Annotated in this window: 29 protein-coding genes; 12 read left to right on the forward strand and 17 right to left on the reverse strand. The window is 66.8% G+C overall.

The genetic code is table 11. The annotated features are described in order from the left end of the window. Positions 1 to 127 precede the first annotated feature (127 nt). Together FQU96_RS26925 and pxpB are read right to left on the reverse strand one after the other, a co-directional pair. Complete coding sequence (locus FQU96_RS26925) at positions 128 to 1,162, reverse strand: biotin-dependent carboxyltransferase family protein (protein ID WP_146544458.1); 1,035 nt, start codon at positions 1,160 to 1,162, stop codon at positions 128 to 130. Then, the gene (pxpB, locus tag FQU96_RS26930) at positions 1,159 to 1,896 is read right to left on the reverse strand and encodes a 5-oxoprolinase subunit PxpB (RefSeq protein ID WP_218574878.1); all 738 of its coding nucleotides are present in this window, start codon (positions 1,894 to 1,896) and stop codon (positions 1,159 to 1,161) included. The genes FQU96_RS26925 and pxpB overlap by 4 nt, the downstream gene beginning before the upstream one ends. Positions 1,897 to 2,067: 171 nt before the next feature. Between pxpB and FQU96_RS26935 the strand changes: the two genes are divergently transcribed. Genes FQU96_RS26935 through FQU96_RS42800 form a run of 3 tightly spaced genes read left to right on the forward strand, consistent with a single transcriptional unit; the run spans position 2,068 to position 3,564 of the window. Further along, positions 2,068 to 2,457, forward strand: a complete 390-nt coding sequence (locus FQU96_RS26935; protein ID WP_146544459.1) for a cupin domain-containing protein — start codon at positions 2,068 to 2,070, stop codon at positions 2,455 to 2,457. Positions 2,458 to 2,485: 28 nt separating this feature from the next. After that, the gene (locus tag FQU96_RS26940) at positions 2,486 to 3,265 is read left to right on the forward strand and encodes a LamB/YcsF family protein (RefSeq protein WP_146544460.1); all 780 of its coding nucleotides are present in this window, start codon (positions 2,486 to 2,488) and stop codon (positions 3,263 to 3,265) included. A gap of 59 nt (positions 3,266 to 3,324) precedes the next feature. Next, positions 3,325 to 3,564, forward strand: a complete 240-nt coding sequence (locus FQU96_RS42800; RefSeq protein ID WP_255468584.1) for a hypothetical protein — start codon at positions 3,325 to 3,327, stop codon at positions 3,562 to 3,564. Between the two features lie 13 nt (positions 3,565 to 3,577). On the opposite strand, the gene FQU96_RS26950 is transcribed toward FQU96_RS42800, so the two are convergent. After that, positions 3,578 to 3,793, reverse strand: a complete 216-nt coding sequence (locus FQU96_RS26950) for an addiction module protein (protein WP_146544461.1) — start codon at positions 3,791 to 3,793, stop codon at positions 3,578 to 3,580. 425 nt (positions 3,794 to 4,218) lie between these two features. Here FQU96_RS26950 and FQU96_RS26955 point away from each other — a divergent pair, with 425 nt between their 5' ends. Together FQU96_RS26955 and FQU96_RS26960 are read left to right on the forward strand one after the other, a co-directional pair. Beyond that, the gene (locus tag FQU96_RS26955) at positions 4,219 to 5,340 is read left to right on the forward strand and encodes a PepSY domain-containing protein (RefSeq protein ID WP_146544462.1); all 1,122 of its coding nucleotides are present in this window, start codon (positions 4,219 to 4,221) and stop codon (positions 5,338 to 5,340) included. A 67-nt stretch (positions 5,341 to 5,407) separates the two neighbouring features. Beyond that, a complete protein-coding gene (locus FQU96_RS26960; protein ID WP_146544463.1) occupies positions 5,408 to 5,974 on the forward strand; it encodes a DinB family protein in 567 nt (188 codons plus the stop codon). A gap of 34 nt (positions 5,975 to 6,008) precedes the next feature. On the opposite strand, the gene FQU96_RS26965 is transcribed toward FQU96_RS26960, so the two are convergent. Genes FQU96_RS26965 through FQU96_RS26975 form a run of 3 tightly spaced genes read right to left on the reverse strand, consistent with a single transcriptional unit; the run spans position 6,009 to position 7,728 of the window. Continuing rightward, positions 6,009 to 6,560, reverse strand: coding sequence for a thioredoxin family protein (locus FQU96_RS26965; protein ID WP_146544464.1), 552 nt, complete (start codon positions 6,558 to 6,560; stop codon positions 6,009 to 6,011). Between the two features lie 2 nt (positions 6,561 to 6,562). After that, a complete protein-coding gene (locus tag FQU96_RS26970) occupies positions 6,563 to 7,264 on the reverse strand; it encodes a cytochrome c biogenesis CcdA family protein (protein ID WP_146544465.1) in 702 nt (233 codons plus the stop codon). A 17-nt stretch (positions 7,265 to 7,281) separates the two neighbouring features. Beyond that, a complete protein-coding gene (locus FQU96_RS26975; protein ID WP_178130726.1) occupies positions 7,282 to 7,728 on the reverse strand; it encodes a DUF2147 domain-containing protein in 447 nt (148 codons plus the stop codon). Positions 7,729 to 7,896: 168 nt separating this feature from the next. Between FQU96_RS26975 and FQU96_RS26980 the strand changes: the two genes are divergently transcribed. From FQU96_RS26980 to FQU96_RS26995, 4 genes are all read left to right on the forward strand, one after another. After that, positions 7,897 to 8,640, forward strand: a complete 744-nt coding sequence (locus tag FQU96_RS26980) for a response regulator (protein ID WP_146544467.1) — start codon at positions 7,897 to 7,899, stop codon at positions 8,638 to 8,640. Next, entirely contained in the window at positions 8,637 to 9,956 is a 1,320-nt protein-coding gene (locus tag FQU96_RS26985) for an ATP-binding protein (RefSeq protein ID WP_255468585.1), read from the forward strand. Before FQU96_RS26980 ends, FQU96_RS26985 begins: the two co-directional genes overlap by 4 nt. 107 nt (positions 9,957 to 10,063) lie before the next feature. After that, positions 10,064 to 11,608 (forward strand): acyl-CoA carboxylase subunit beta, encoded by a 1,545-nt coding sequence (locus FQU96_RS26990; RefSeq protein WP_146544469.1) that lies wholly within the window; start codon positions 10,064 to 10,066, stop codon positions 11,606 to 11,608. A gap of 93 nt (positions 11,609 to 11,701) precedes the next feature. Further along, positions 11,702 to 12,154 carry a hypothetical protein gene (locus FQU96_RS26995; RefSeq protein WP_146544470.1) on the forward strand — a complete coding sequence of 151 codons (453 nt, stop codon included), beginning with the start codon at positions 11,702 to 11,704 and terminating at the stop codon, positions 12,152 to 12,154. 66 nt (positions 12,155 to 12,220) lie between these two features. Here the strand turns inward: FQU96_RS26995 and FQU96_RS27000 are convergent, their stop codons facing one another. The 3 genes from FQU96_RS27000 to FQU96_RS27010 form a co-directional block, all read right to left on the reverse strand. After that, positions 12,221 to 13,465, reverse strand: coding sequence for an MFS transporter (locus FQU96_RS27000; RefSeq protein WP_146544471.1), 1,245 nt, complete (start codon positions 13,463 to 13,465; stop codon positions 12,221 to 12,223). A gap of 22 nt (positions 13,466 to 13,487) precedes the next feature. Continuing rightward, positions 13,488 to 14,492, reverse strand: a complete 1,005-nt coding sequence (denD, locus tag FQU96_RS27005) for a D-erythronate dehydrogenase (RefSeq protein ID WP_146544472.1) — start codon at positions 14,490 to 14,492, stop codon at positions 13,488 to 13,490. A gap of 145 nt (positions 14,493 to 14,637) precedes the next feature. Further along, entirely contained in the window at positions 14,638 to 15,432 is a 795-nt protein-coding gene (locus FQU96_RS27010; protein ID WP_146544473.1) for an IclR family transcriptional regulator, read from the reverse strand. Positions 15,433 to 15,888: 456 nt separating this feature from the next. Here FQU96_RS27010 and FQU96_RS27015 point away from each other — a divergent pair, with 456 nt between their 5' ends. Next, on the forward strand, positions 15,889 to 16,779 hold the full coding sequence (locus FQU96_RS27015; RefSeq protein ID WP_146544474.1) for a crotonase/enoyl-CoA hydratase family protein: 891 nt from the start codon (positions 15,889 to 15,891) through the stop codon (positions 16,777 to 16,779). 23 nt (positions 16,780 to 16,802) lie between these two features. After that, the gene (locus tag FQU96_RS27020; RefSeq protein ID WP_146544475.1) at positions 16,803 to 17,777 is read left to right on the forward strand and encodes a tripartite tricarboxylate transporter substrate binding protein; all 975 of its coding nucleotides are present in this window, start codon (positions 16,803 to 16,805) and stop codon (positions 17,775 to 17,777) included. A 259-nt stretch (positions 17,778 to 18,036) separates the two neighbouring features. Here the strand turns inward: FQU96_RS27020 and FQU96_RS27025 are convergent, their stop codons facing one another. Genes FQU96_RS27025 through ald form a run of 3 tightly spaced genes read right to left on the reverse strand, consistent with a single transcriptional unit; the run spans position 18,037 to position 20,850 of the window. Next, complete coding sequence (locus FQU96_RS27025; protein ID WP_146544476.1) at positions 18,037 to 18,309, reverse strand: hypothetical protein; 273 nt, start codon at positions 18,307 to 18,309, stop codon at positions 18,037 to 18,039. 44 nt (positions 18,310 to 18,353) lie between these two features. Continuing rightward, positions 18,354 to 19,682 (reverse strand): aspartate aminotransferase family protein, encoded by a 1,329-nt coding sequence (locus tag FQU96_RS27030; RefSeq protein ID WP_146544477.1) that lies wholly within the window; start codon positions 19,680 to 19,682, stop codon positions 18,354 to 18,356. A 58-nt stretch (positions 19,683 to 19,740) separates the two neighbouring features. Beyond that, a complete protein-coding gene (gene ald, locus FQU96_RS27035; RefSeq protein ID WP_146544478.1) occupies positions 19,741 to 20,850 on the reverse strand; it encodes an alanine dehydrogenase in 1,110 nt (369 codons plus the stop codon). 132 nt (positions 20,851 to 20,982) lie between these two features. Here ald and FQU96_RS27040 point away from each other — a divergent pair, with 132 nt between their 5' ends. Then, a complete protein-coding gene (locus tag FQU96_RS27040; RefSeq protein WP_146544479.1) occupies positions 20,983 to 21,471 on the forward strand; it encodes an Lrp/AsnC family transcriptional regulator in 489 nt (162 codons plus the stop codon). Here the strand turns inward: FQU96_RS27040 and FQU96_RS27045 are convergent. The 5 genes from FQU96_RS27045 to FQU96_RS27065 all read right to left on the reverse strand — a co-directional run bounded on the left by FQU96_RS27045 (position 21,416) and on the right by FQU96_RS27065 (position 25,928). After that, positions 21,416 to 21,883: a PaaI family thioesterase gene (locus FQU96_RS27045; RefSeq protein WP_146544480.1), complete on the reverse strand. Its 468-nt coding sequence runs from the start codon at positions 21,881 to 21,883 to the stop codon at positions 21,416 to 21,418. The two genes, FQU96_RS27040 and FQU96_RS27045, sit on opposite strands and share 56 nt — an antisense overlap. Further along, positions 21,880 to 22,335, reverse strand: a complete 456-nt coding sequence (locus tag FQU96_RS27050; RefSeq protein ID WP_146544481.1) for a PaaI family thioesterase — start codon at positions 22,333 to 22,335, stop codon at positions 21,880 to 21,882. Before FQU96_RS27050 ends, FQU96_RS27045 begins: the two co-directional genes overlap by 4 nt. Positions 22,336 to 22,509: 174 nt before the next feature. Next, positions 22,510 to 23,397, reverse strand: a complete 888-nt coding sequence (locus FQU96_RS27055; RefSeq protein ID WP_146544482.1) for a LysR substrate-binding domain-containing protein — start codon at positions 23,395 to 23,397, stop codon at positions 22,510 to 22,512. 183 nt (positions 23,398 to 23,580) lie between these two features. Further along, positions 23,581 to 24,576 (reverse strand): MDR family oxidoreductase, encoded by a 996-nt coding sequence (locus FQU96_RS27060; RefSeq protein WP_146544483.1) that lies wholly within the window; start codon positions 24,574 to 24,576, stop codon positions 23,581 to 23,583. A 5-nt stretch (positions 24,577 to 24,581) separates the two neighbouring features. After that, positions 24,582 to 25,928, reverse strand: a complete 1,347-nt coding sequence (locus tag FQU96_RS27065; RefSeq protein WP_146544484.1) for a dihydroorotase — start codon at positions 25,926 to 25,928, stop codon at positions 24,582 to 24,584. Positions 25,929 to 26,031 lie beyond the last annotated feature (103 nt).

A 26,031-nucleotide genomic window follows, 5' to 3' on the forward strand; every position in this document is an offset into this window, starting at 1 on the left:
ACTGGAGGATGTAACATTCGTTAAAGTTGAGTTAGTTAAAACCAAAGTGACTCAATATCGCACTCGATATCTCATGCTTTTTCTGACGTCAAGCTGACGCCATCAAAACCTCTTGCACACCCCTGCGTCAGGCCCACACCACCCCGTCGATCAGGTTGCGCTCGTACAGCGCCGTCAGGTCGATACCCCCCTCCGGCAACGCCTCTTGCAGCCCCGCCACCGCCTGCGCCAGGCGCTTCTCCTGGTCGCGCCGCAATGTCTCCGCTTCCTCGACTGTCACGGCGGCGAACGTGACTTTCTGGCCCGGCAGCATGCGACCCAGCCTTGGCAGATCGGCTGAGATCATGGTCGCTATCTTGGAATAGCCGCCCACCGTCTGCCGGTCGGCCAGCAGCACGATAGGCAATCCGGCACCAGGCACCTGGATGGCGCCCGGCGCAATCCCATCCGATGCGATGTCCGGTCCCTTGTCGGAATGCGCAATCACGGGTCCTTCGAAGCGAATGCCCATGCGATCGGCTTCCTTGGACACCACATACTCGCTGCCCAGGAACGTCGCGTGTCCCGCCTCCGTGAAGTGGTCGGCCTGCGGACCGGTCACGACGCGAATCGGGCCGCTGCCGTAATCGAACGCCGCCGCCAGCTTGCGCTCGCTCCGCGGACGGGCTTCTGCCAGCGCCAGGGGCAGCACGTCACCGTCCCGCAGCTTGCGGCCATCCAGGCCACCGATGCCGGCGCGGGTATACGTCGACAGGCTGCCCATGAACGGCGCCAGCGCCAGGCCACCCTCGACCGCGAGATAGGCGGTGCTGACGCCGTCGATCATGCCGATGCGCAGGCGCTGCCCGCGCAGCAGCAGGTGCGAACGATTGGCTTCCAGCGGTTTGGACGGCGCATCGGGTGCAACCACCAGATCGAGCGTCACCGGCCCGACGACCGCCAGCCGTACGCTGTCGGCCTCGACCCGCACGGTCGGTCCCATGACGCCGATCTCGACCGCGCCCAGATCGTCCTTGTTGCCGACCAATGCATTGGCCAGGCGCAGCGCGATGCGATCCATGGCGCCGGCCACCGGCATGCCCAAGGCCTGGAAGCCGATCCGGCCGCGATCCTGCAAGGTGTCGAACAACCCCGCCCGCTCGATCAGGAGATGCGCGGTCATGGCCGCACCTCCAGCGTCGCCCAATCGAGCGTACCGGCATCGACCTGGGCTGTGATGGCGTCGTACTCGGCCCGGCTCACGCGGCGAAAGCGCACGACATCGCCCGGCGCCAGCAACACCGGCTGCTCGCGGCGTTGATCGAACATGCGCAGCGGCGTGCGGCCCAGCAGGTTCCAGCCGCCGGGGCTGTCAAAGGGATAGATGGTGGTCATGTTCATGGCGATGCCCACCGACGAGCGCGGCACATGTACCCGCGGCTGGCTGCGGCGCGGTAGTTCGAGGTCCTTGGCCAGGCCCACGATGTAGGCCAGGCCCGGCATGAAGCCCAGCACATAGACGTGGAAGTCGGAGGCGAGATGGCGCGCGATGACGTCCTCGGTCGTCAATCCCGTGCGCTGGGCGACATCGCCCAGATCCGGTGCGAATGCCGGATCGTCATAGCAGCACGGAATGGCCATGGTGCGGCTTGCCGCCGCTGCATCCAGCCCACCCGACACCAGTGCCTCGATGGCGGGCTGCAATTCGGCCCGCGTCGCGGCCAGCGGGTCGTAGCACACCATCAGCGCGCGCATGCTGGGGATGGTCTCGACCACCCCTGCGAGGCGACCGGCGGCGCGCTCGGCGGCGATGCGGGCGTGCAGGCCCATGACCCGGGCGTTGATCTCGGGCGCGATCGTGGTGCCGAACTCGACACTGAAAGCCGTATCGCCGCAATTGAGATACCGGACGTTCACACCCACATCCTCCAGAGGCGCCATGGACGTTGACCGCGGGGGCGCCGGGGCGCGTAAGATAGCGTCCACGACAGGTGGCACCAGTGCTTATATGGTGGCGTGTCGGCAACGCGAGGCATCCGGGCATGGCCCGGTCGGTTCCTGGCGGACAGGTTCCAGGAGGAGGCAGGCATGGCCGTCATCCGCAACAGCGAGGCGCAGGAGATCCCCTGGCGGCCGGGCTATCGCAATTTCGTGCTGGCCGGCCATGACCAGGGCCTGGCCTGCGTGGCGGGCTACAGCGTGATCGAGCCCGGCGCCGGCGCGCCGCTGCACGCCCACAAGGATGTCGACGAAATCTTCATCGTCCTGGAAGGCACGCTGGACCTGCGGCTGGGCGACGAGCAGCGCCGGGTCGAGGCCAACCACACGATCGCCATCCCCGCCGGCGTGCCGCATGCCTTTGTCGCGGTCGGCGCGACGCCGGTGCGCATGTTCACGTTCATGCCGCGCAACCGCGCGATCGCCGAAGCCACGACCTATTTCGAAGGCGCCCCGCCGGCTGGCGCCGAACAGCACTGAAACGACGCGACCTACAGGAGCATTTGCCATGGCCACCGAAGTCAACGTCAACTCCGATCTCGGCGAGAGCTTCGGCCCGTGGAAGATGGGCAACGATGCCGAGATCCTGAAGATCGTGCGTTCAGCCAACGTCGCCTGCGGCTTCCACGCCGGCGATCCCATGGTCATGGCCAAGACGGTGAAGCTCAGCCTCGAGAACGGCGTCAGCATCGGCGCCCATCCCGGTTTCCCTGATCTGCAGGGGTTTGGCCGCCGGGTGATGCGCTTCACCAATGCCGAGATCGAGATGATCATGGCCTACCAGATCGGCGCGCTGATGGCGATCGCGACCGCCCATGGTGCCAAGGTCACGCACGTGAAGCCGCATGGCATGATGGCCAACATGTCGGCCGAGGACGAGGATCTGGCGATGGCGATGGCACGCGCCATCAAGGCTGTCGATCCCAACCTGATCTTCCTCGCCCAGGCTGTCACGCCGCAGGTGACGGCGGCCCGAAAGGTCGGCCTGCGTGCCGCCGAAGAGGTGTTCGCCGACCGCACCTACACCGACAAGGGCATCCTGACGCCGCGCAAGGAGCCCAACGCCATGATCCATGACGCCCAGGAGTCGCTGCGCGCCGTGAAGCGCATGATCGAGGAACAGGCGATCTTCTCGACCAACGGCAAGAAGATCCCATGCCAGGTCGACTCGGTCTGCGTGCACGGCGACGAGCCGACGGCCGTGGCGACCGCGCGCACCGTGCGCGAAGGGCTCGAGGCAAGCCAGATCCGGATCGTGGCGTTGCCGGAGCTGAGAAGCATGCAGTAAGGCTCCACTCAAGTGCGCGTGGACAACGTGCGCAAGATGACGTGAGGCGAACGACTCGTGTGCTGGCACGCGATCACGATTACGCGGTCACCGACAACTCGAAAATAGAGACCATAGCGAAACGGCTTGAGGTGCACCCGGCGAATGTCATGGCGGATGATCCGATAGATCATAGGCGTGCGCCGCAAATGTACTTCGGCACGAGCAATGGCATGGACAAAATCAGCGACAGCCGCCGGCACCCGGTCACGAAGCCACGCGATCGCGGCGTCAATGTCGTTGGATGCCCCGGAAAATAGACGACGCGAAAGCTCACAGCTTTACGCCATGCCGCCCAGCGATCTCTTCAAGCGTGTATGATTTCTGGTCAGGGTTTTCGACGGATTCGCGATAGCGTGCGTCGAGCAGGTGCGCCAGTTCGTCCGATAGCGGCGGCAATGCCTGTTCCGTTTCGATGCTGTCCCACAGATCATCGATGAGCGCCCGGCGCTCTTCGACGCTGAGTTTGGCAATTTCGTGCAGGAGCATCGTGATAAAGGTAGCGCGCCTGCACCGTATGGCAAGTCCTATGCAGGTCCAGCGGTAGAGTTCTGATACCTAAGCCGCCGATAGCTGACGTGCGGTCGCGCTCATCAGGTCGAAGTCGCCGCCCAGGACGGCGTCCAGGCGGCCAGTTCGCCACCCCGTTCACGATATCGCGGACCAGCGGCCCGTGGCAAAGCGCCAACTTCCGGCAGATCGCGCTTCGCCCCGTCACTGTGACCGGCGCCATCCGGCGGCGTGCATCGAAGCAACGCCGATCCACGATTGCGAATCGTTTGCATTGCTGCTAGCAGCGTTCCCCGTACGTCCCCGGGACGGTCACCCAATCACGAAGAAAGACACGCCACATGGGAAGCCAAGAGAGGCCAGGCCATTCGCTGCGCGTGCTCGTGGATCACCGTGACGGCCGTATGACGACGACAGCAACAACATCCGACAGCCTCCGCACCTGGATGCTGGTCCACAAATGGACCAGCCTGGTGTCGACGGCGTTCCTGCTGATGCTGTGCATCACGGGCCTGCCGCTGATCTTCAAGGAGGAGATCCAGCACGCGATCGATCCGCCGCCCGCTCTCGCCGCGCCGACAACGCCCGGCGCAATAGTGAGCGCCGATACGATTGCCGCCAACGCGCTGGCAGCCCGTCCGGGCGAGGCCATGGTCGCCCTGTGGTTCCAGTACGACGGCAATATCATTGTCGCGCAATCGGCGGCACCCGCGACGCCGATGCCGCGCCCGAGCACACCGCAGGCGTTCGACTGGCGCTCCGGACAGTCGCTCGGGCCGCCGCGAGCCGAGTCGAGCGGCTTCATGCTGGTGGTGGAGAAACTTCATACGGAGCTGTTTGCCGGCCTGCCCGGTGCGCTGTTCCTGGGCGTGATGGGCCTGATGCTGGTGTTGGCGGTGGTGTCGGGCGTGGTGCTGTATGCGCCCTTCATGCGCCGCCTCGATTTCGGCACCGTGCGGCAGGGTGGCAGTACGCGCCTGAAGTGGCTCGACCTGCACAACCTGCTGGGCGTGGTCACCGTGGTCTGGGCGCTGGTCGTCGGCGTCACCGGGATCATCAACACGTTCCACGATCTCGCTGCCGCTGCCGTACGCGAGAACTTCCTCGACCTCGCTGCCTCGTACCGCAACGCGCCACCGCCGAAGCGCTTCACGTCAATCGACGCTGCGATCGCCGCGGCGCGCCTGGCCAAACCGGATGGAACGCTGCAATCGGTCTGGTATCCGGGCACGCGCTTCAGCACGCCGCAGCACTATGCCGTCTTTCAGCACGGCACCACGCCACTCACCAAGCGCATGCTGTATGTGGCGTTGATCGATGCCGAGACGGGGAAGCTGACCGACATGCCCGACATGCCATGGTACGCCAAGGCATTGTTCGTCTCCCAGCCGCTGCATTTCGGCGATTACGGCGGCCTGCCACTCAAGATCATCTGGGCTCTGCTCGACATCATCACGATCGTCGTGCTGGGCAGCGGCCTCTATCTCTGGCTTGACCGACGCAAGCTGCGCACCCGCGGCGCGTGAAAAGCCGGCAGCGCGGCCAGCGTCGTTGTGCTAGCGACGGCGCATCGACACCCGGAAGGGGACACCGATGGACACCGTGCTGCCCTATCGCGCCATGGCATACAACAATGCCTGGGCGAACCATCGCCTGCTCACGGCTTGCCGCCAGCTGACACCGGCAGAATTCACCGCCCAACGCACCGGCTTCTTTCCCAGCCTGCGCGCCACGCTGAACCACATCCTGATCATCGATCATTTCTACGTGGACGCCATGGAAGGCGGCACGCTCGGGCCGGCGGCCTGGGCCGAGCGTGAGCCGCACGACACCGTGGCTGTCCTGCAGGCAGCGCAAGCCGGCATGGACAGGCGCCTGATTGCCGTGGTGCAAGGCCTCGACGGCACGGGCCTGCAGCGCATCGTTCACGTGCATCGCGGGACGCGCGTGCAGCACGAGCGCATGGACCGCCTGCTGTTGCACCTGTTTCAGCATCAGACCCACCACCGCGGCCAGGCGCATGCCATGGTGAGCGGCACGTCGGTACCACCGCCACAACTCGACGAGTTCTTCTCGGCGGAAGAAGCGCCGCTGCGCGCCGCCGAGTTCGCGACGCTGGGCTGGACCGAGGACACGGTATGGGAACGCTGCGGCGCGTAGTTGGCCGGGAGCGTGGGGGCACGCCCGGCACGCTTCAACTGCCTGTGACAGGTTCGGCCAGAAGCGTGCGAATGGCGCTTTCCGTCTCCGCGTAGGCGCCCTCGCCGAAGTGCTTGAGCATGATGTGGCCGCGGCGATCGATCAGGTACACGGCCGGCCAGTATTCGTTGTCGAAGGCCTTCCACGTGGCGTAGCGATTGTCCTGGCCCACCGGATAGGTGACGCCGAGCCGGCGCATCGCAGTCTGCACGTTGGCCGTCGGGCGCTCGTGGGCGAATTCCGGCGTGTGCACGCCCACGACCACCAGGCCCTGATCCCTGTAGGTCGCGTGCCACTGCTTCACGTACGGCAGCGTGCGCAGGCAGTTGATGCAGGAATAGGTCCAGAAATCGACCAGCACGACCTTGCCGCGCAGGCCTGCCAGCGTGAGCGGCTCGCCATTGAGCCAGGTGTCGATGCCGGTGAACTCCGGGGCCGGACCATAGTCGTACAGGCCGGGATTGCCGGCGCGCGCCAGAACGACAGGCGCGGCGGCGGCCAGCAGCACAGCACCGCCCAGAGCGGTGCGACGGGATATCAGCGTCATGGTCATAGTCCTAAACGTGCGGTGGGATAGACATCCGACAGCCAGACCGTGATCAGGCCGTCGTACTGGTAGTGCATGGCAACGGCGACCAGGATCACCAGGACACCGAACGCCTGCTGCACACGGTGCGCGTGACGGGCCACGACCCTGACACGCGTCGACACGTATTGTCCGCCATAGGCGATGCCCAGCAGCGGTATGCTGGCGCCGATGGCGTAGGCGCAGAGCAACACGGCGGCACGCGCCAGGTCGGTCGACGTCGCGATCAGGGTCAAGATCGAGGCCAGCACCGGTCCGGCGCATGGCGTCCATAGGACCCCGAGCGTCGCCCCCAGCACCAGGCCACCGAGGTTGCCCGATCCCGTCCGCGCCGCAACGGCATGGGCACGCCCCAGCGGACCGCCGAGAAAAGCCATCAACCAGGTGAACGGATACGACCACACCATCAGCAGGCCGAAGCCGGTCAGCATCACGATGGCGATGGTGCGCAGGATCTCCTGGTCGAGGCCCAGCGCGTCAGCGGCGGCACCGAACACCAGAGCGACCAGTGAGAAGGCGAGCGCGAAGCCGGCGGCGATGAACAGCGGCCGCGTCCGCCGGCTCTGCCCGATCGAACCGCCGAGGATGATCGGCAGCATCGGCAGGACACAGGGCGCGCCGACGGTCAGCACACCCGCCAGCAGCGCCAGGAGGATCTCGATCATATGTCTCGGGGATGACGCTATTGCGCGCCCGCCACGCGCCGCCAGATCTGGGTCTTGCCCGTCTCCGGCGTGCCGACATAGGCATGGATCTTGAGCTGGTCGGCATTCACCAGCGACATCAGGCAATCGAAGTTCTTGCCGGTCTCGCGATTGAGGATGTGGCCCTGCCACTGGCCGTTGGCGGGCTTGAAATCGGTCAGGATCTTCATGCCCATCGGCGATGGGCCGTCGGCCATCGTCTTGGCGGGATCGGACATCGACCGGTTGGCGATCACCTTGACGACGGTACCGCACAATGCCGCACCGCAGGGTGCGATCTCGATCTCGAGATTGCCGCTTTCGGTCAGCCAGCGGCCGCGCTCGGGCGCCGACTGGGGCGCCTGCGCCATCGCGGGCAACGCCAGCAGGCCGGCGATGGCCATGGTGGACAGGATCAAGGTTCCGTGGGGTGGGGCGCGGCGCATGAGCTCTCCGGGGGTTGTGGACGCCGGAGACTGTCGCTGCCGCATGTATCTGGCCTATGTCCGAAACACCGGCCTTGCGCCTCCCTTCGTATCCAGTCCGCGGCCGGATACATTGAGATACAAGAAAAGCGCCACAGAGCCTGTGAAATGAGCTAGGACGTCGAGCGCATGCAGCGGCGCGACCACATCCTGATCGTCGATGACGACCGCGAGATCCGCGGACTGCTGACCCAGTATCTCGAAAAGAACGGCTGCCGCGCCACCGCGGTGGCCGACGGCCGGCAGATGCATGCCGCGTTGGCGGACGGCATGGTCGACCTGATCGTGCTCGACCTGATGCTGCAGGGCGAAGACGGCTTGGCGCTGTGCCGCCAGCTGCGCGCCGGCGCCGCGGGCTCGATCCCCATTCTGATGCTGACGGCGCGCGACGAGGATACCGATCGCATCGTCGGCCTGGAACTGGGCGCCGACGATTACGTGACCAAGCCCTTTGTCGCGCGCGAACTGCTGGCCCGCATCAAGGCGGTCCTGCGCCGCACCCGCATGCTGCCGCCCAACCTGCGCGCGCCAGCCGACGCCGGCCACCTGCTCGCCTTCGGCGACTGGTCGCTCGACACGACGCAGCGTCACCTGATCGACGCCGCCGGCACCCTGGTGTCGCTGAGCGGCGCCGAATACCGCCTGCTGCGCGTCTTCCTCGATCACGCGCAGCGCGTGCTGAACCGCGACCAGCTGCTGGACCTGACCCAGGGACGCGAGGCGGACGCTTTCGACCGCTCCATCGACCTGCTGGTCAGCCGGCTGCGCCAGCGGCTGGGCGATGACGCGCGCGAGCCGCGCTACATCAAGACCGTGCGCAACGAGGGCTATGTGTTCAGCGCCGCGGTCACGGCGCGCGGCGGATCGCCGTGAGCCGTTTCTGGCCGCGCTCGCTGTTCGGCCGCATCGCGCTGATCCTGTTCGTCGGCCTTGCCGCGGCGCACGGACTCACCTTCTGGCTGGTCATGCAGGAACGCAGCCAGACATCGTGGCTGATGATGATGTCCTATCTGGCCAAGGACATCGCCGCCTCGGTCGCCATCCTCGACCGCATCCCCGCCGCCGAACGTGCCGTCTGGCTCGACCGGCTGGAGCGGCGCCACTACCGCTACACGCTCGCGGCCAGGCCCGATGGCGAACCGGCCACGGACGGAACGGCACGGCAAGTGGTGCACGCTGTCGCCGGTGCCCTGGGCCCCGGCTACGCCGTCAGCGCGACACTGCCCGCGGATGACACCAGCATGCTGCAATTGCACGTGCGTCTGACAGACGGCACGCCGCTCACCATCACGCTGTCGGCGCCCGCCATGGCGATTTCGGTCTGGGTGCTGGTCGTGCTGATGCTGCAGCTTGCCCTGCTGGCGGCAGCCACGTGGCTTGCGGTGCGGCTGGCCACACGGCCGCTGGCGCAACTGGCGCACGCCTCCAACCGGCTGGGACCGACGCTGCGGGGCGACCCGCTGCCGGAAGACGGGCCGCGGGAAGTCGCCCGCGCCGCCACCGCCTTCAACGCCATGCAGCGCCGCATCGCCGAGCACCTGGGCGAACGCACGCGGATCCTGGCCGCCGTGTCGCACGATCTGCAGACGCCGATCACCCGCATGCGCCTGCGGGCGGACCTGCTGGACAACCCCGATCTGCGCGACAAGCTGAACGCCGACCTCGATACCATGCAGAGCTTGGTGCGCGAAGGCATCGCCTACGCGCGCAGCGCCCACGGCGAGGCCGAGCAGCCCCGTCGTGTCGATCTCGATGCCCTGATCGACAGCCTCGCGTGCGATTACCGCGACGGCGGCGCCACCGTCCGCCTACACGGCCGGATCGACCGGCCCGTGGTGACGCGGCCGCAGGCGGTCCGCCGCATTGTCGGCAATCTCGTCGACAATGCGCTGAAATTCGCGCGCGACGTCGAAATCCAGGTCGAACACGCGGGCGATACCGTCGCCGTCACGGTCTGCGATCGCGGGCCGGGAATCGATCCCGCCGAACTCCAGGCCGTGCTGCAGCCGTTCCATCGCCTCGAGTCGTCGCGCAACCGCGATACCGGCGGCACCGGGTTGGGCCTCGCCATCGCCCATCAGCTGGCGCAGATGCTGGGTGGCGACCTGACGCTGGGCAATCGCAGCGGCGGCGGCCTGATGGCCTGTCTCCGCTTGCCCACCGGCGTGGCGGGCACTGCCGGCCGATGAGCGGAATGCCTAGCCGCGATGCAACGGGCACAGATGAGCGCTGGCTGCGCTGGTCCGGCAAAACGGTATAGGTAGGTGGAGGCACGAACCACCGAGGAACGACCGCGATGAGCTGGCAGCCTGAATTGGACGAACTGAAGCGCCGCCAAGAGCTGGTGGCGCGCATGGGCGGGCCCGACAAGGTCAAGCGCCAGCACGACGGCGGCCGTCTCACCGTGCGCGAGCGCATCGACCGGCTGCTGGACCCCGGCTCGTTCCGTGAATTCGGCAGCGTTGCCGGCATGGCGACCTACGATGGCCAGAACGACCTGTCGGATCTGGTGGCGTCGAACTCGGTCACCGGCCGCGGCACCATCGACGGCCGCCCCGTGGCGGTGTCGGGCGACGACTTCACGGTGCGCGGTGGCTCGGCCGACGCCACCATCAAGGAGAAGAACCTGCTGGTCGAGCGCATGGCGTACGAGTACCACATGCCGCTGATCCGCCTGATCGAGGGTTCCGGCGGCGGCGGTTCGGTGAAGACCATCGAGACCACGGGCCGTGCCAACGTGCCGGGCGCCATCGGCTTCGACGTGGTGGCAGCCAACATGGGCACCGTGCCGGTGGTCGCGCTGGGCCTGGGCTCAGTGGCGGGACTGGGTGCCGCACGGCTGGCGGCGGCGCACTACTCGGTGATGGTGAAAGGCCTGTCGGCGATGTTCGTCGCCGGACCGCCTGTCGTGGCTCGGCTGGGCCAGCCGCTGTCGAAGGAAGAACTGGGCGGCTGGGAGATCCAGTTGCGCGCCGGCGCCGTCGACGAGGCGGTCGACAGCGAGGATGACGCCTTCGCCGCGGCGAAGAAATTTCTGTCGTACATGCCGCAATCGGCATTCGACCTGGCGCCGCGCGGGCCGCAGCAGGACGATCCCAAGCGGCGCGAGGAAAAGCTGCTGTCGGTGATCCCGCGCGATACGCGCAAGATCTACGCCATGCGCACCATCGTGAACGCGCTGGTCGACAAGGGCAGCTTCTTCGAGATGGGCAAGCTCTATGGCCGCTCCGTGATCACCGGGCTGGCGCGCCTGGACGGCTGGCCGGTCGCCTTCATGGCCAGCGACCCCATGCACTACGGCGGCGCCTGGACGGCTGATACCTGCCAGAAGGTGACGCGCTTCATGGACCTGGCCGAAACCTTCCGTCTGCCGGTGGTCTACCTCGAGGACTGCCCCGGTTTCTTGATCGGGCTGGAGGCCGAGAAGAGTGGCGTGATCCGCCAGGGCGTGCGGGCGATGGCGGCGATGCACCAGACGTCGATCCCGTGGTGCACCGTGATTGTGCGCAACAATTTCGGCGTCGCCGGTGCTGCGCACAAGAACACCGGCCGCATGAGCTTCCGCTATGCCTGGCCGTCGGGCCGCTGGGGCTCGCTGCCGCTGGAAGGCGGCATCGAGGCGGCGTACCGCGCCGACATCGACGCCGCACCCGATCCCGATGCCAAGCTGAAGGAGATCGAGGCGCGGCTGAACAAGCTGCGCTCGCCGTTCCGCAGCGCCGAGCGCTTCTGGATCGAGGAGATCATCGATCCGCGCGACACCCGCACACTGCTGTGCGAGTTCGCCAACCTCGCCGCCCCCGTGCGTGCCGGCAAGGCGAACTTCTGGATGCGCCCGTGACGGTATCCGGCTGGTAACACCGCTGGCGATTTCGTTATTGGCGTCGCGCGCGCAGGCGATGATGATGGCGTCCGAACAAGGTGGGGATGCGTCATGGCCAATACGACCGTCCGGACCGTAGTCTTCGGCGCCATCGCCGGCGCCATAGCCTTCCTGGTCTTCCATCAAGGCGGGTTCTGGGCCCTCACCCAGGCCGGCCTGCTCAAGGCCAGCACGTGGTCGATGGTCGCCACCAAGCCGTTCGGCGTGCCGGTGGTGATCTCCTACATCTTCTGGACGGCGCTGTGGGGCATCGCCGCGGCGCTCGTCGTGCCCCGCCTGCCGGGCGCGTTGAACGGTGTCCTCGGCTGGATCCTGTTTGCCGCCATTGTGCCCACGTTGGCCAACTGGTTCGTGGCGCTGCCGCTGAAGGGTGCACCCGTGGGCGGCGGCTTCGCCATGCCGGGTGTCGTGCTGGCGCCGCTGGTCTACGGCTTCTGGGGCTTGGGGATGTGGCTGGTCATGCAACTGCTGCAGCAGATGAGCGGCCAGCGCGCGGCGACGTAGTCCCCGCAACACAGACTGTCATCCCTCGCTGTGCTCGGGATGACAGGCGTCTTCGATCGACAGGGACTAGCCGCGCGGCTTGGCATCACGGGCCGTGAGATAGACGGCCAGACCCGCCACCACCGCCACGCCGATCGCGCCGAACGCCGCGCGGTAGGCGATCTCGGCATAGCCGCCGCCACCGGCGACCGGGAACAGGCCGATCACGATGCCGGTCAGCCACGGCATGGCGGCCGAGCCCGCGACCTGGGCGATATTCACGGTGGTGACACCGCGGCCGGCAAGATGTGCCGGAAACAGCGACCGGCCATGGGCCACGATGACGATGCCGTACGCGGTGACGGCGCAGTGCAGGCAGAGCAAGGCGGCCGCGGTCCACAGGCCGGTGCCTGCCATCAGCGCCAGCGGCCCCAAGGTGCACAGGCTCAACACCGCGCCGGCGACGATGATCCATTTGCGCGTGTTGAACAGCCGGTCCAGCGGCCCAAAGGCCAAGGTGCCGGCGATCTGGAATGCCGTCATGGCCAGCAGCACGTTGCCGCGCTGCACGGCATCGAGCCCATGTACGTCGGCGAGATACTTCCCGGCCCACACCGACAATACGGTTGCCATGCTGGCGTAGGCCACGCTGTGGATGGCCAGAACCGGCCCCAGGCCCTTGGTGCGCCAGACCTGCACCACGCCCCGCAAGGCCTCCATGATGGTCTCGCCGCGCGCCGCCGCGGGCGGACTATCGGGCGGTGCGTCGCGCACCAGCACGAAGAAGGCAGCGCCAATGACAAGCGCCACGACGGCAGCCGCGAGGTACGCGGCCCGCCAGCCGAAGGCGGCGCTGGCCGCCGCCAGCGGTGTCGTCGCCATCATCAGGCCGATCTGGCTCAAGGCGAATACCCAGCTCAGCACGGTGGCCAGCCGATCGCCGCCGAACCATCGTGAGCTGACCAGCACGGCGCTCATGAAGCTGCCGGCGCAGCCGACACCCAGCAGCAATCGGGCGGCCAGGAACTCGGCACCGCTGGTGCACAACGCCTGCCACACCGCGCCGACCACGGCGAGACCGGTCAGCGCCGTGGTGACGCGCCGCGGACCATAGCGGTCGAACAGGATGCCGACGGGAATCTGCACCAGACCGATGGCCAGGAAGAATGCGCCATTGGCGGCGCCGAATTGCTGCGCCGACAGGCCGAGATCGGCGATAAGGTCGGGCGCGATGGCAGCGGTCGAGGCGCGAAAGAACTGGCTGGCGATGGTCGTCAGCACCAGGGCGGCCAGCACGCGCGCGCGCACGCCGGCCGTTACACTTGTTGTCATGGTTATAAGACGGGTGTCGGAATCAGGCGGCGCGCGTTACCAGCTTCATCTGCTCGTCGAGGTCGTCGGCGATGAAGTGGCGCACGATCTCATCGAGATCGCGGTCGGTCTCGAAACCGAAACGTCGGGCGCGGGCGCTGTCGATCCCCTGGGGCCAGCCATCGCAGATGCGCTGGATCATGGGATCGTGCTGCCAGCTCACCGTGCCCAATCGACGGTTGCCGGCGTGGCGCTGCATGGCTGCCTCGAGCTCACGCGCCGTAACATTGATGCCGTTCAGCAACAGGGCGCGACCGGGTCCGAAGGCATCGACATCCAGGTTGTGAGCGCGCACGAAGGCATCGACGGTGCGACGCGGACTCAGTACCGCCATCACGGTCTGCGGTGTCACCGGACACACGACATCGACACCGGTCAGCGGCTCGCGCACGATCGAACTGGCCCAGGTCGAGGCCGCCTTGTTGGGCGCGCCGGTACGGACGCAGATCGTCGGCAGACGCACCGCGGTGCCGCGCAGGTAACCTTTGCGGGTGTAGTCACGCACCAGGAATTCGCCGATCGATTTCTGGGCACCGTAGGACGTCTGCGGCGTCAACGGCGTGTCGTCGGTGACGGCCGGCGGCAGGTCGCCGCCATAGGCAGCCAGCGATGAGGTGAAGATCATGCGCGGGTTGGTGCCCAGTGCACGACACGCCTCGAGCACGTAGCGCGTACCGTCGAGGTTGACCTTGTAGCCAAGGTCGAAATCGGCCTCGGCGCCGGCACTGACCACGGCGGCGAAGTGGAAGACGCTGGAGGCACCCTGCATGATCGTCTGCACGGTGGCAAAATTGGCGATATCGCCGGCCAGCGCATGCACGCGCGGATCGTCGAGCCCCGGTCCGCCGGCCTGTACGACGTCGAACAGCATCAATTCCTTGACCGGCTCGGGCTTGCCCGACGGCCCGATCAGTTCGGCACCCGCCAGGATACGGCGTGCCAGCTTCTTGCCGAGAAAGCCGGCACCGCCGGTGATCACGACTTTCATGCATATCCTCCCACGATCCTTCTCCCCTCTCCCGCAAGCGGGACCTTTGCAGAATGAGGGTATTGGGTTGTCCAGTGACAGTGAGGGATTTTTTTGCGGCCGTCGATGCCCATCGGCGGCTGGATGAGGACCGTGTGTCGGTCGATCAGTAGGCCGGGTTGATCAGCGGAGCGATCCGGCTCGCCAGGCCCAGAAGATCGCCGGCCAGCGCCAGCCGGACAGTGCCGACATGCTGCCGCCGGAACATGGCCACCGTGCACAGATACTCGACAGGGGCATTCTCAATACGAACGGGTGCGGACAGCGACGCGACGGCCTCGTGCCAGTTGCCGTCGTCCTGGCTCCAACCCTGTTCCCTTGCCAGCCGCGCCTGGCCAAGGAACGTCCGGTACGATATCGGGCGAGCCAACGGCAACGCGCGGAAGAGGTGATGGCGTTCCATGTCCGGTAGTCCCGCCTCCAGCGCCATGATTCGTCCCATGCTGCCCTGCAGGAGCGGGACCTTGATGCCCGTCGTCATGTGAAGGCGGATCGCCGCCGACCCCTCCGCCAGCATGAGCAACATCATGTAGTGCACCGATTCCCGTCGCCACAGTGACACGGAGACGTCGTACTTGCTCGCCAGCTCTTGCAGCAACGGCGCCGCGGCCTCCGGGATGTGAGGTGCGTCGGCGAACTTGCGCGCCAGCCGATATAGAGCAGGGCCGCGCATGTACAGCTTGCTTCCGGCCAGATGCTGCAGGTAACCCTCACTGACCAGGGTACGCAGGATATTGAAGGCGGTGCTCGGGTTTTGATCGGTCGCGCGTGTCAGCTCGGCGGCGCTCATGGGATGCGGATTGCCCGCGAAGTACTCCAGGACCTGCATCGTCCTCAAGGTTGCGCCAACGCGCTTCTGGTCCTGGCTGTCGGTGGTCGTCGGTCGCTGCTTCTTCGTCATCTCGGTCTCGGCCCAATGGTGCGGACACGTGGTGGCCGCACTTTAACACTGGCTGCGGTTGTGCGGCTCCGGTGCCCCGGACCACCTGAACGCCCGGGATCCCATTTTCATCGACCTATGCGCAAGCGCCTCGTCGAACCGCCCGAGCACGGCCGTCGCTTCGCAGTAATTCTCTATAGAGAATTAATAATTCTCTATAAAAAATATCCGTTGACGCGAACGATACCGGCAATCACAATGCGCACTGAGAGCCGCCAACTGCTTGGAGGCTAGCGCGGCGCGGCGCCCGTGGGCCTCGAGCGCCTTGCCGTTACCCGTCAGCCTCACGTCGTGCTTCGCCGACGAGATGCAGGATGTGGTCCTGGAGCTATCGATCCCTCATCTGCAATGACGCAGACATCCGGGCCGCCGATGCACTCATCATGCGCAGAGACAACCAACTTGCAGGACAGCGACATGCACAAGTGGCTTCGATCGACCGAATCGATTGTTTTCGAGGTCAGCGATGGCATCGCGACAATCACGCTCAACCGGCCGCAGAAGCGCAACGCGCTGACCCGACCGATGCTCGCCGAGCTGCGGCAGGCGCTCATGGAAGCGGACGACCGCAAAGCCGTGCACTGCGTCGTGCTGCAAGGCGCTGGCCCCGACTTCTGTTCCGGCTACGACATGCTCCAGAACTACGAGATGCGTGAGGGTGCGCACCAGGCCGATGGCGTCGACCACGACCCGGCACTGTACCGGGCGCCAATCGGCAACATCGACGACGACGTCTGGCGCATCGAGCGCAACCAGGCGGACATCCTCACGATATTTGACATCCACAAGCCGGTGATTGCGAAGATCCACGGGCATTGCGTCAACGGTGGTACCGATCTCGCGCTGATGGCCGACATCATCATCGCGGCGGACGATGCGCGGATCGGTTTCCCAGCCGTGCGTTCGCAAGGCTCACCGCCCTGCCACATGTGGACCTACCTCGTCGGGCCACAGTGGGCGAAGCGACTGCTGCTGACCGGAGATTTCATCCTCGGGCGCGAGGCCGCGCGCATCGGTCTCGTCCTCGCCGCGGTCGCGCCCGCACAGCTGGACGAAGAGGTGGCGCGTCTGGCGTCGCGGATGGCACTGATAGACGCCGATATCCTCGCCTGCAACAAGCGGACCGTGAACATCGCGATGGAGCTGATGGGAAGCCGCATGCTCCAGCGCCTCGCGGCCGAGACGGACGTGCGCGGGCATCTGGCACAGTCCAATCGCGAATTCCTTCGGCGCTTTGCCGACGAGGGACTCGGTGCCGCATTCCGGGCCCGCGACGAACCCTTCGGCAAGAGCATCATCGGCGAATAGCACTCCACGATCGGGGTGACAGGATGGACATGTCACGGCGAAGATTCATTTCGATGGCCGCGTGTGCGGCGGCGGTTGCCGCCCTGCCGATGCGCGCAGGCACGGCGAGCGAGCCATTGAGGCTCGTGGTTCCCTTTCCGGCGGGCGGCGTGACCGACGCGATCGGTCGCAAGATCGCCGACGGCCTGCGCGAGATCTGGAATACACCGATTGTGGTGGAGAACCGCGGCGGCGGCTCGGGCATCATCGGAGCCGCGTATGCGAAGGGCGCACCACCCGACGGCCGCACGCTGTTCTTCGGCTACGCCGGCACCCATGCCGCCAACGCGAGCCTGTTCAAGAACTTGCCGTACGACCCGATCGCTGACTTCACGCCGATCGGCCTGATCGCGGACACACCGCTCCTGATCCTCGTGAATGGGTCTGCTCCGTTCGATGATCTTCGCGGGCTGATTGCGTACGCGAAGGCACATCCAGGGAAGCTGAGCTTCGGTTCTCAAGGCAACGGCGCGCCGTCCCACCTGGTTCTGGAACTGTTCAAGGAACGCGCCGGCGTCTCGATAACGCATGTCCCCTACAAGGGACTGTCGCAGCTCGTTCCCGATCTGCTCGCCAACCGCATTGATGGCTACTTCGCGGCCCCGCTCGGCGTGACCGACCATATCAAGTCCGGCAAGCTCCGGGCACTCGCGCTCACGGCGACGTCCCCCCTCCCCGGTTTGGAGGAAGTGCCGACAACGGCAGGAGCAGGCCTGCCGAACTTTGACTATTCGTCGTGGTTCGGCCTCCTGGCTGCAGGCCAGATCCCGGAGGCCAAAGCCGACGTCATGAGCAAGGATCTGGAAAGCGTCATCCGATCGCAACCCTTTCAGAAATGGGCCGAGGACCGCTTCCTGCGTCCTTTTGCCAGCAGCAGGAGCCAGTTCGCCGATTTCATGGCCGAGCAGACCAGGCTGCTGCGCCATATCATCGTGAACACGAAAATCACACTCGACTGATGGAGATGGCCGCCCGCGCCGAGCGTCTCCTGCGACGCCAGCACTGATCGCCGGAAGACGAGCTTTCGAGCCTCCGTGCACGTCATCGCACCATCGCAATCAACGGCACGGGGTGCGTCCGGCTGCCTGCCGCCGGGTGTCTTTAAGGCGCTGCTGCTGGCCCGGTGGTCCAGCCGCCGATGGAACATCGACGGCTGGAGAAAACCCTCCACCCAATACCGAGCTTCCGCAAAGGGTCCCGCTTGCGGGAGAGGTGAGCCTACTTCTTGCCGCTGCCGCCCGTCATGTCGAGCGTGACCTGGTCGGCGACGATGATATACGTCACCGACCCGTCGGAGGCCTTGTAGGTCCACTTCTCGATCGGGCCGACCTTGTCGAGCTCGGCCGGCTTGCCGAGCACTTTTTCCAGCTCGGCCTTGGTCTTGACGCCTTCTGCCTTCTTCAGGATCTCGGCCTTGCTCGGACTCTGGTCGCAGCCGGCCAGGACCATGGCCGCCACGCCGGCGGCCAAGAAAAGACGACGATCGATCATCACACCTCGTGGGCCACTAGGCCGCCTGTTTGCCCTCGCGGCCGTCAGGCCGCCTGTTTGATCGCCTTGCCGACAATGTCGATGATCTCATCGATCTGATTCTTCTCGACGATCAGCGGCGGCGACATGGCCAAGGTATCCGCCGTTTGGCGCACCATCAAGCCCAGCTCGAAGGCCTTCACGAAGGTCGCATAGCCACGGGCACCCACCGCGCCCGGCTTGCCTTCCATGTCGATGCCGGCCGCCAGGCCGAGATTGCGGATGTCGGTCACCCCGGACACGGACTTCAGCGAGTGCACGCCGTCTTCCCAGTATGGTGACAATTCGGCTGCGCGCTGGAAGAGCCCGTCGTTCTTGTAGATGTCGAGCACCGCCGACGCGGCGGCGCAGGCCAGCGGATGCGCCGAATAGGTATAGCCGTGGAACAGCTCGATGGCGTTTTCCGGCCCCGTCATCAGGCCCTCGTAGACGTGCTTGCGCACGAAGACGCCGCCCATCGGCACGGTGGCGTTGCTGATGCCCTTGGCCACCGTCATCAGGTCGGGGATAACGCCGAAGTACTCGGCCGCGAAGCCGGCGCCCAGGCGTCCGAAGCCGGTGATCACCTCGTCGAAGATCAGCAGGATGCCGTGCTTGGTGCAGATCTCCCGCAGGCGCTGGAGGTAGCCCTTGGGCGGCGGCAGGTACCCGGTCGAACCGGCACAGGGCTCGACGATGACGGCGGCGATGGTCGAGGCATCGTGCAGCGCCACGATGCGCTCCAGCTCGTCGGCAAGTTCGGCGCCGTGTTCGGGCAGGCCGCGCGAGAAGGCGTTCTTGGCCGGCAGGTGCGTGTGCGGCAGATGATCGACGCCGGGCAGCTGGGCGGCGAAGAACTTGCGGTTGTTGGCCATGCCGCCGACCGAGATGCCGCCGAAGCCGACGCCGTGATAGCCGCGCTCGCGGCCGATCAGTCGCGTGCGCGTGCCCTCACCGCGGGCCCGCTGGTAGGCCAGTGCGATCTTCAGCGCGCTGTCGACCGCTTCAGAGCCGGAGTTGCAGTAGAAGGCGTGATCAAGGTCGCCCGGCAGCATGGCGGCATGGCGAGCCGCCAGCTCGAACGCCTTGGGATGGCCCATCTGGAAGGTGGGCGCGTAGTCCATCTCCTCGAGCTGGGCCGCGATCGCCTGCTTGATCTCCTCGCGGCCGTGGCCCGCGTTGACGCACCACAGGCCGGCGGTGCCGTCGATGACCTTACGGCCTTCCGGGGTCCAGTAGTGGATACCCTTGGCCTTGGCCAGCAGGCGCGGGTTCTTCTTGAACTGCCGGTTCGCCGTGAACGGCATGAAGAAGGCTTCGAGGTTGTTGGCAACGGGTGCAGTGCTGGCGGCCATCGACGGACTCTTTCGTCAAGCTGGAGAAAAACGGCGGGCGGACCTTAGCATAGTCTCATTATGCTGCGAGCGGCTTGGGACCGCCCGAGAGGCCAAGGCTCTCGGCCACGGCCGCGTAGACGACGCGGCCGCGATGCACATTGAGCCCTGCCTTCAAGTGCGGATCGTCGTCGAGCGCCGCCAGCCCCTTGGCAGCCAGGCGCAGGCCGAACGGCAGCGTGGCATGGTTGAGCGCGTGGCTGGATGTCAGCGGCACGGCGCCCGGCATGTTGGCGACGCAATAGTGGATTACGTTGTCCACGACATAGGTCGGCTCGGCATGCGTCGTGGCGTGTGAGGTCTCGAAGCAACCGCCCTGGTCGATGGCGACGTCGACCACCACGGCGCCCGGCTTCATGGTCGCCAGGTGCTTTCGGGTCACGATCCGCGGCGCCTTGGCGCCGGGCACCAGCACGGCACCGATCACGACGTCGGCCGCGCGCAGTTCCTGCTCGACGGCCTCCATGTGTGAATAGCGCGTGCGCACACGCCCGCCGAAGACGTCGTCCAGCACGCGCAGGCGCGGCAGCGAGCGATCCAGGATGGTGGTTTCGGCGCCCAGGCCGACCGCCATGCGCGCGGCGTGGATACCCACCGTGCCGCCGCCGATGATGACGACCCGGCCTGGCGGCACACCCGGCACGCCGCCCAGCAGCAGGCCGCGACCACCGGTGTGGCGACGCAGGGCCAATGCGCCGGCCTCGATCGACAGCCGGCCAGCGACTTCGCTCATCGGCACCAACAGCGGCAGGCCGCCCTGCGCGTCCGTCACGGTCTCGTAGGCGATGGCCGTGCAGCCGGTCTCCATCAGGCCCTTGGTCTGCTCGGGGTCCGATGCCAGGTGCAGATAGGTGAACAGGATCTGTCCTTCGCGCAGCTGCGTCCACTCCGACGGCTGCGGTTCCTTGACCTTCACCACCATGTCGGCGGCGGCGAAGATTTCCTGCGGCGTTGCAACGATGCGCGCGCCGGCCGCGCGGTAGTCGTCATCGCTGGCACCGATGCCGCCGCCAGCCTGGGTTTCGACCAGCACCTCGTGGCCGGCAGCCACGTATTCGCGGACCGAAGCAGGCGTCAGGCCCACCCGGTATTCATGAACTTTGATCTCTTTGGGCACACCGACGCGCATGAAGACCCTCCCTGGGCAGTCTCCATGGTTTAGCCGGACCCGATGTTTCGTTCCCCGAAAAGTCCGTGACAAGCCGATGGCGTTTTGCACGAATCCTGCACAAAATGGTCATCTAGCGACAGAAAAGAGCGCATGAGCTTCGATCGCATTGATATTGCCCTGCTGTCCGCACTGACGCGCAACGCGCGCGCTAGTCATGTCGAACTGGCCGAACTGGTTGGTCTTTCCAGCACCGCCTGCGCGCGGCGATTGAAGCAGCTGGAAGACAACGGATTGATCAACGGCTATCACGCCACGCTGGGCCTCAAGCAGCTCGGCTTCTCGACGACGGTCATCGTGCGCATCACGCTCGACAGCCAGAGCGAGGAAACGCTGAACGCTTTCGAGAAGGCGGTGGCGCGCTGTCCCTCGGTGGTGCAGTGCCATCTGATGTCGGGCGACGACGACTACCTGCTGACCGTGCTGGCGCGCGACATCGAGGACTTCGAGCACATCCACAAGGGCCAGCTCTCGACCCTGCCGCGCGTGGCGCGCATCCACTCCAGCTTCGCCATCCGCGAGGTGATCAACCGCCCGGTACCGCCGACGGCGCTGGAGCATCTGCGACGTGCGGCGCGCTAACACTGGATTGAGGTGGCGTCTTGAAGATGGCGCTGGCGCGCACGATGCGCTTGCCTTCGACCGTGAGGTAGCAGTTGGCGAAGGCCAAGGCGCCTGTCGCCTTCTGGACATCGGCACGCGCTTCGACCCACTGCCCCACCTGCACCGCGCCGGCGAAATCGGTCGTGAGGTTGACGGTGACTCCGCCGCGACGGCCGGTGACGCTGATCAGCGAATAGCCCAGCACCAGATCGGCCAGCGTCATCAGCAAGCCACCGTGTGCGAACCCACGGCGATTGCAATGGCGCTCTTCGATACGCAGGCCCAGCACGAGGGTCCCGTCCGCCGCTCTGCCCTCGTACAGCGGGCCCACCGCGTCAAGGAAGGCGCTGGAATAGGAGAATGGCCGGAAGCCTTCGGGTACCGCCGTCATGCGCGCGCTCCCAGCGGCAGGTTCATCGCCGTCATCAGCACGCTGGCGCACAGCGTGCGCTTGCCGCCGTCGACGGCGAAGATGTCGGCGGCATTGACGGTGACCGTGCGCCCGGGCCGCACCGTGCGGCCTTCCGCTACCAGCGCCTCGCCGCGCGCCGGCGCCAGCAGCTTCACCGTGTAGTCCAGCGAGGCCAGCGTCCAATCGGCGGCCAACAGCGTGCCGCCGGCCATGTTGCCGGCAATATCGCCAACCATGCCCACGACGCCAGCCATGAAATAGCCCTGCAGCTGCGTGAACTCCACACGTCGCGGCAGCTCCAGGTGGCATGTGCCCGGATCGAGCCGCACGATGCGCAGACCGAGATGGCTGAAGATCGGCATGGTCTGCGCGAACTGCGTCACGCGCGTGCGGAAGTCCGGATCCGGTGCGGCAAAAGCGCCGTCGCTCATGCTCCCTGCTCCTTCGACAACAGGCGGCACCGTCGCGCGGACCGGACGCGCGGACAAACGCAGCGATGACAACGTCGATTGCCCCGCACGCAACCGAATGCCCGTTTCACTACTGGAATCGTCGGCTTGCGGATCGCTGTCATCCCGCGCGTAGCGCGGGGTGACAGTCGCGCCTCAGCGCGCAGCCTCGGTCTTGAGCCAGCGACGGACGCTGCGCACACCTTGCGAGCGTGCATCGCGATTGCGATGGAGCAGCCACCAGCTTTCGCTGGGGGCGAAGCTGATGTCGAACGGCTCGACCAGGCGGCCATCGTCGAGATAGGGCTGCACGAGATCGTCGAACGCCATGGCAACACCGAGGCCACCGGCGGCGGCTTCGTAGAGCAGATGCAGGCCATCGAACCGCAATGTGCGCGCCGGCCGAAACGGCGGTACCTCGGCCTCGACACACCAGCGACGCCAGAACCCGCGCGGACGCGCAACGCCCAGCAGGGCGTGGTGCCGCAGGTCCGCCGGCGCCTTGAGCCCCCGCGGACCCCGCAACAGCTTGGGCGCGCAGACCGGCCGGCACCGCATCGGCAGCAGCCGCTCGGCCGACCAGCCGGGCCAGTCGCCGGTGCCGATGGCCACGGCAAGATCGATATCGCCGCGCCCGGCGTCGGGTGCGCCCGGTGCGGTCGCCACGCGCAGGTCGATCGACGGATGCGACGTGGTGAAATCGGCCAGCCGCGGCAGCAGCCACAGGGCCGCGAACGACGGCAGGACACACAGGGTCAGGCGGCTGCCTCGTGCCGCAGGACGTATCGCGGCGCCGGCGGCACGCAAGGCCTCGATCGCCGGCCCGATCGCCGCCAGGTATTTGTCGCCGGCCGCCGTCAACCGCAGGGCGCGGTTGAGGCGATGAAACAGGCGAACATCGAGGCTGGCCTCCAGCGCCGCGACGCGACGGCTGACGGCCGATGTCGTGAGGTTGAGTTCACGCGCCGCCGTGGTGAAGCTGAGTGTGCGTGCCGCCGCCGCGAAGGCCTCGATAGTGCCCAGCGGCGGCAGGCGCGCGGCCATCACACCGTCTCCCCGCGCAGGCGGGGAGACGGTGGCGCGAAGCGCCGGATGAGGGGCTTTGCAGTGTCGACACACCTGCGCCCTCTCATCACACAACTTGCGGCTATCGACATCGCGAAGCCCCTCATCCGGCCGCCGCTGCGCGGCGTCCACCTTCGTCCCGCCTGCGCGGGGAGAAGGACGCTAAGCGTTGACGTCGACGACGACGCGGCCACGCACTTGGCCGCCGAGGATGTCCTTAGCCAGCGCCGGCAGATCCTGCAGCGTCTTGTCGACGACCATGGCGTCGAGCTTGTCCAGCGGCAGGTCGGTGGCCAGCCGGGTCCAGGCCTCCAGCCGCGGCGCCATCGGCAGCATCACCGAATCGACGCCGCACACCGTGATGCCACGCAGAATGAAGGGAACGATGTTGCCGGGAAACGCCGCGCCGCCCGCCAGGCCGCAGACGGCGGCGGCACCACCGTACTTCACCATGGCGAGCGCCCGCGCGAACATCACGCCCGACACGGTGTCGACGACGCCGGCAAAGCGCTCGCCCAGCAGCGGGCGATCGGCCGCCTCGGTGATCTCCTTGCGCTCGATGATCGTGCTGGCGCCCAGGCCCTTCAGGTAGTCGGCTTCCTGCGGCCGCCCGGTGGCCGCCACCACGGCGTAGCCGAGCTTGGCCAGGATCGCGACGGCGACACTGCCGACGCCGCCGGCGGCACCCGTCACCAGAACCTCGCCGCGGGCCGGCGTCACGCCGTGCTTGGAGAGCGCCAGCACGCAGAGCATCGCGGTGTAGCCCGCCGTGCCGATCGCCGCCGCGCGCCTGGTCGAGATCGCCTCCGGCAGCTTCACCAGCCAGTCGCCCTTGACGCGGGCGCGCGTGGCGTAGCCGCCCCAGTGCAGTTCACCGACGCGATAGCCGTTCAGCACGACCTTATCGCCGGCCTTGAAGCTGGGACTATCGGACGCCTCGACCGTGCCCGCCAGATCGATGCCGCCGACATGCGGCCAGGTCTTCACCAATCCGCCGCCCGACGTCAGGACCAGGCCGTCCTTGTAGTTCAGGGTCGAATAGTCGACCTTCACGGTGACGTCGCCGGCCGGCAGGCGGCTGTCGTCGAGCTCCTGGACCGTGCTCGTGACCTTGCGATCGGTGCCTTGCTCTGACAGCAGCGCGCGAAACGTACCCATTAAGCTTATCCTTCCTTGCTGAGCGTATCGACGAAGCGGATCGGCGTGCCGATGGGCGTGCCCAGCAGCACATCATCGCGCATCACCACGTTGCCGCGGATGATGGTGGCCACCGGCCATCCCGTCACCGTCATGCCGGCAAACGGCGTCCAACCCGATTTGGTTGCCATCCACGATTCGGTGATCTCGCGCCGCGCCGCCAGATCGACCAGGGTGAGATCGGCGTCGTAACCCAGCGCGATACGGCCCTTGGCGGCGAGGCCGAAGATGCGGGCTGCGCCAGCCGAGGTCAGGTCGACCAGCCGCGCCAGCGACAGGCGGCCGGCGTTCAGGTGGTCGAGCAGCAACGGCAACAGGGTCTGCACGCCGGGCATGCCCGACGGCGAGCCGGGATAGGGCTTCGACTTTTCCTCGCGTGTATGCGGCGCATGGTCGGAGCCGATCACGTCGACCGTGCCGTCGCGCACGGCACGCCACAGGCCTTCGCGATGCCGCGCCTCGCGGATCGGCGGGTTCATCTGCGCGAAGGTACCCAACCGGTCGTAGCAGTCCGGCGCCGCCAGGGTGAGATGCTGCGGTGTCGCCTCGACCGTGGCGATGTCCTTGTGGTCGCGCAGGAAGAGCATCTCCTCCTCGGTCGTCACGTGCAGGACGTGCACGCGTCTGGCGTGCTTGCGCGCCAGGCGGATCAGGCGCTGGGTCGCCAGCAGCGCCGACTCGACGTCGCGCACCACGGGATGCAGGTGCGGCGTGGCGCCCGGCGCCTGTGCCAGCGCCTTGCGCGCGTTCATGCGCTCTTCGTCCTCGCAATGGACCGCCATGCGGCGCGAGCCGTGCGCCAGGATGCGATCGAGCGTGGCGTCGTCGGGCACCAGCAGGGTGCCCGTCGAGGCGCCCATGAACACCTTGACCCCGCAGCAACCCGGCAACCGCTCGAGCGCCGGCAGGTGCTCGACGTTCTCGGCCGAGCCGCCCATGTAGAACGCGTGGTCGCACCAGGCACGCCCACGCGCCAGGTTCAGCTTCGCCGCCAGATCGTCGGCATTGAGCGTGCTGGGCTTGGTGTTGGGCATCTCGAAGACGGCGGTGACGCCGCCCAGCACGGCGCCGCGCGTGCCGCTCTCCAGATCCTCCTTGTGCTCCAGGCCCGGCTCGCGGAAATGCACCTGGCTGTCGATCACGCCGGGCAGGACCGTGAGTCCGGTGGCGTCCACCACGGTGCCCGCGGCCGACGCCGGCAGATCGCCCAGGGCGGCGAACTTGCCGCCGCGCACGCCGATATCGACAGGCACCAGCCCCGCCGTGGTCCAGGCCTGCCCACCGCGCACGATCAGGTCGTAGGTTTCAGCCATCCGCGTCTCCTCAGGCAGGCCTTGTAGCGCGCGCACCGGACCGGTGACCACCCCTTGTGGGAGGTGCCACCTTTCCCCACTTCGAGATATAGTGGCCGCGATT

Origin of the sequence: Reyranella sp. CPCC 100927 (assembly GCF_007859315.1) — a bacterium.
Classification (GTDB): Bacteria; Pseudomonadota; Alphaproteobacteria; order Reyranellales; family Reyranellaceae; genus Vineibacter.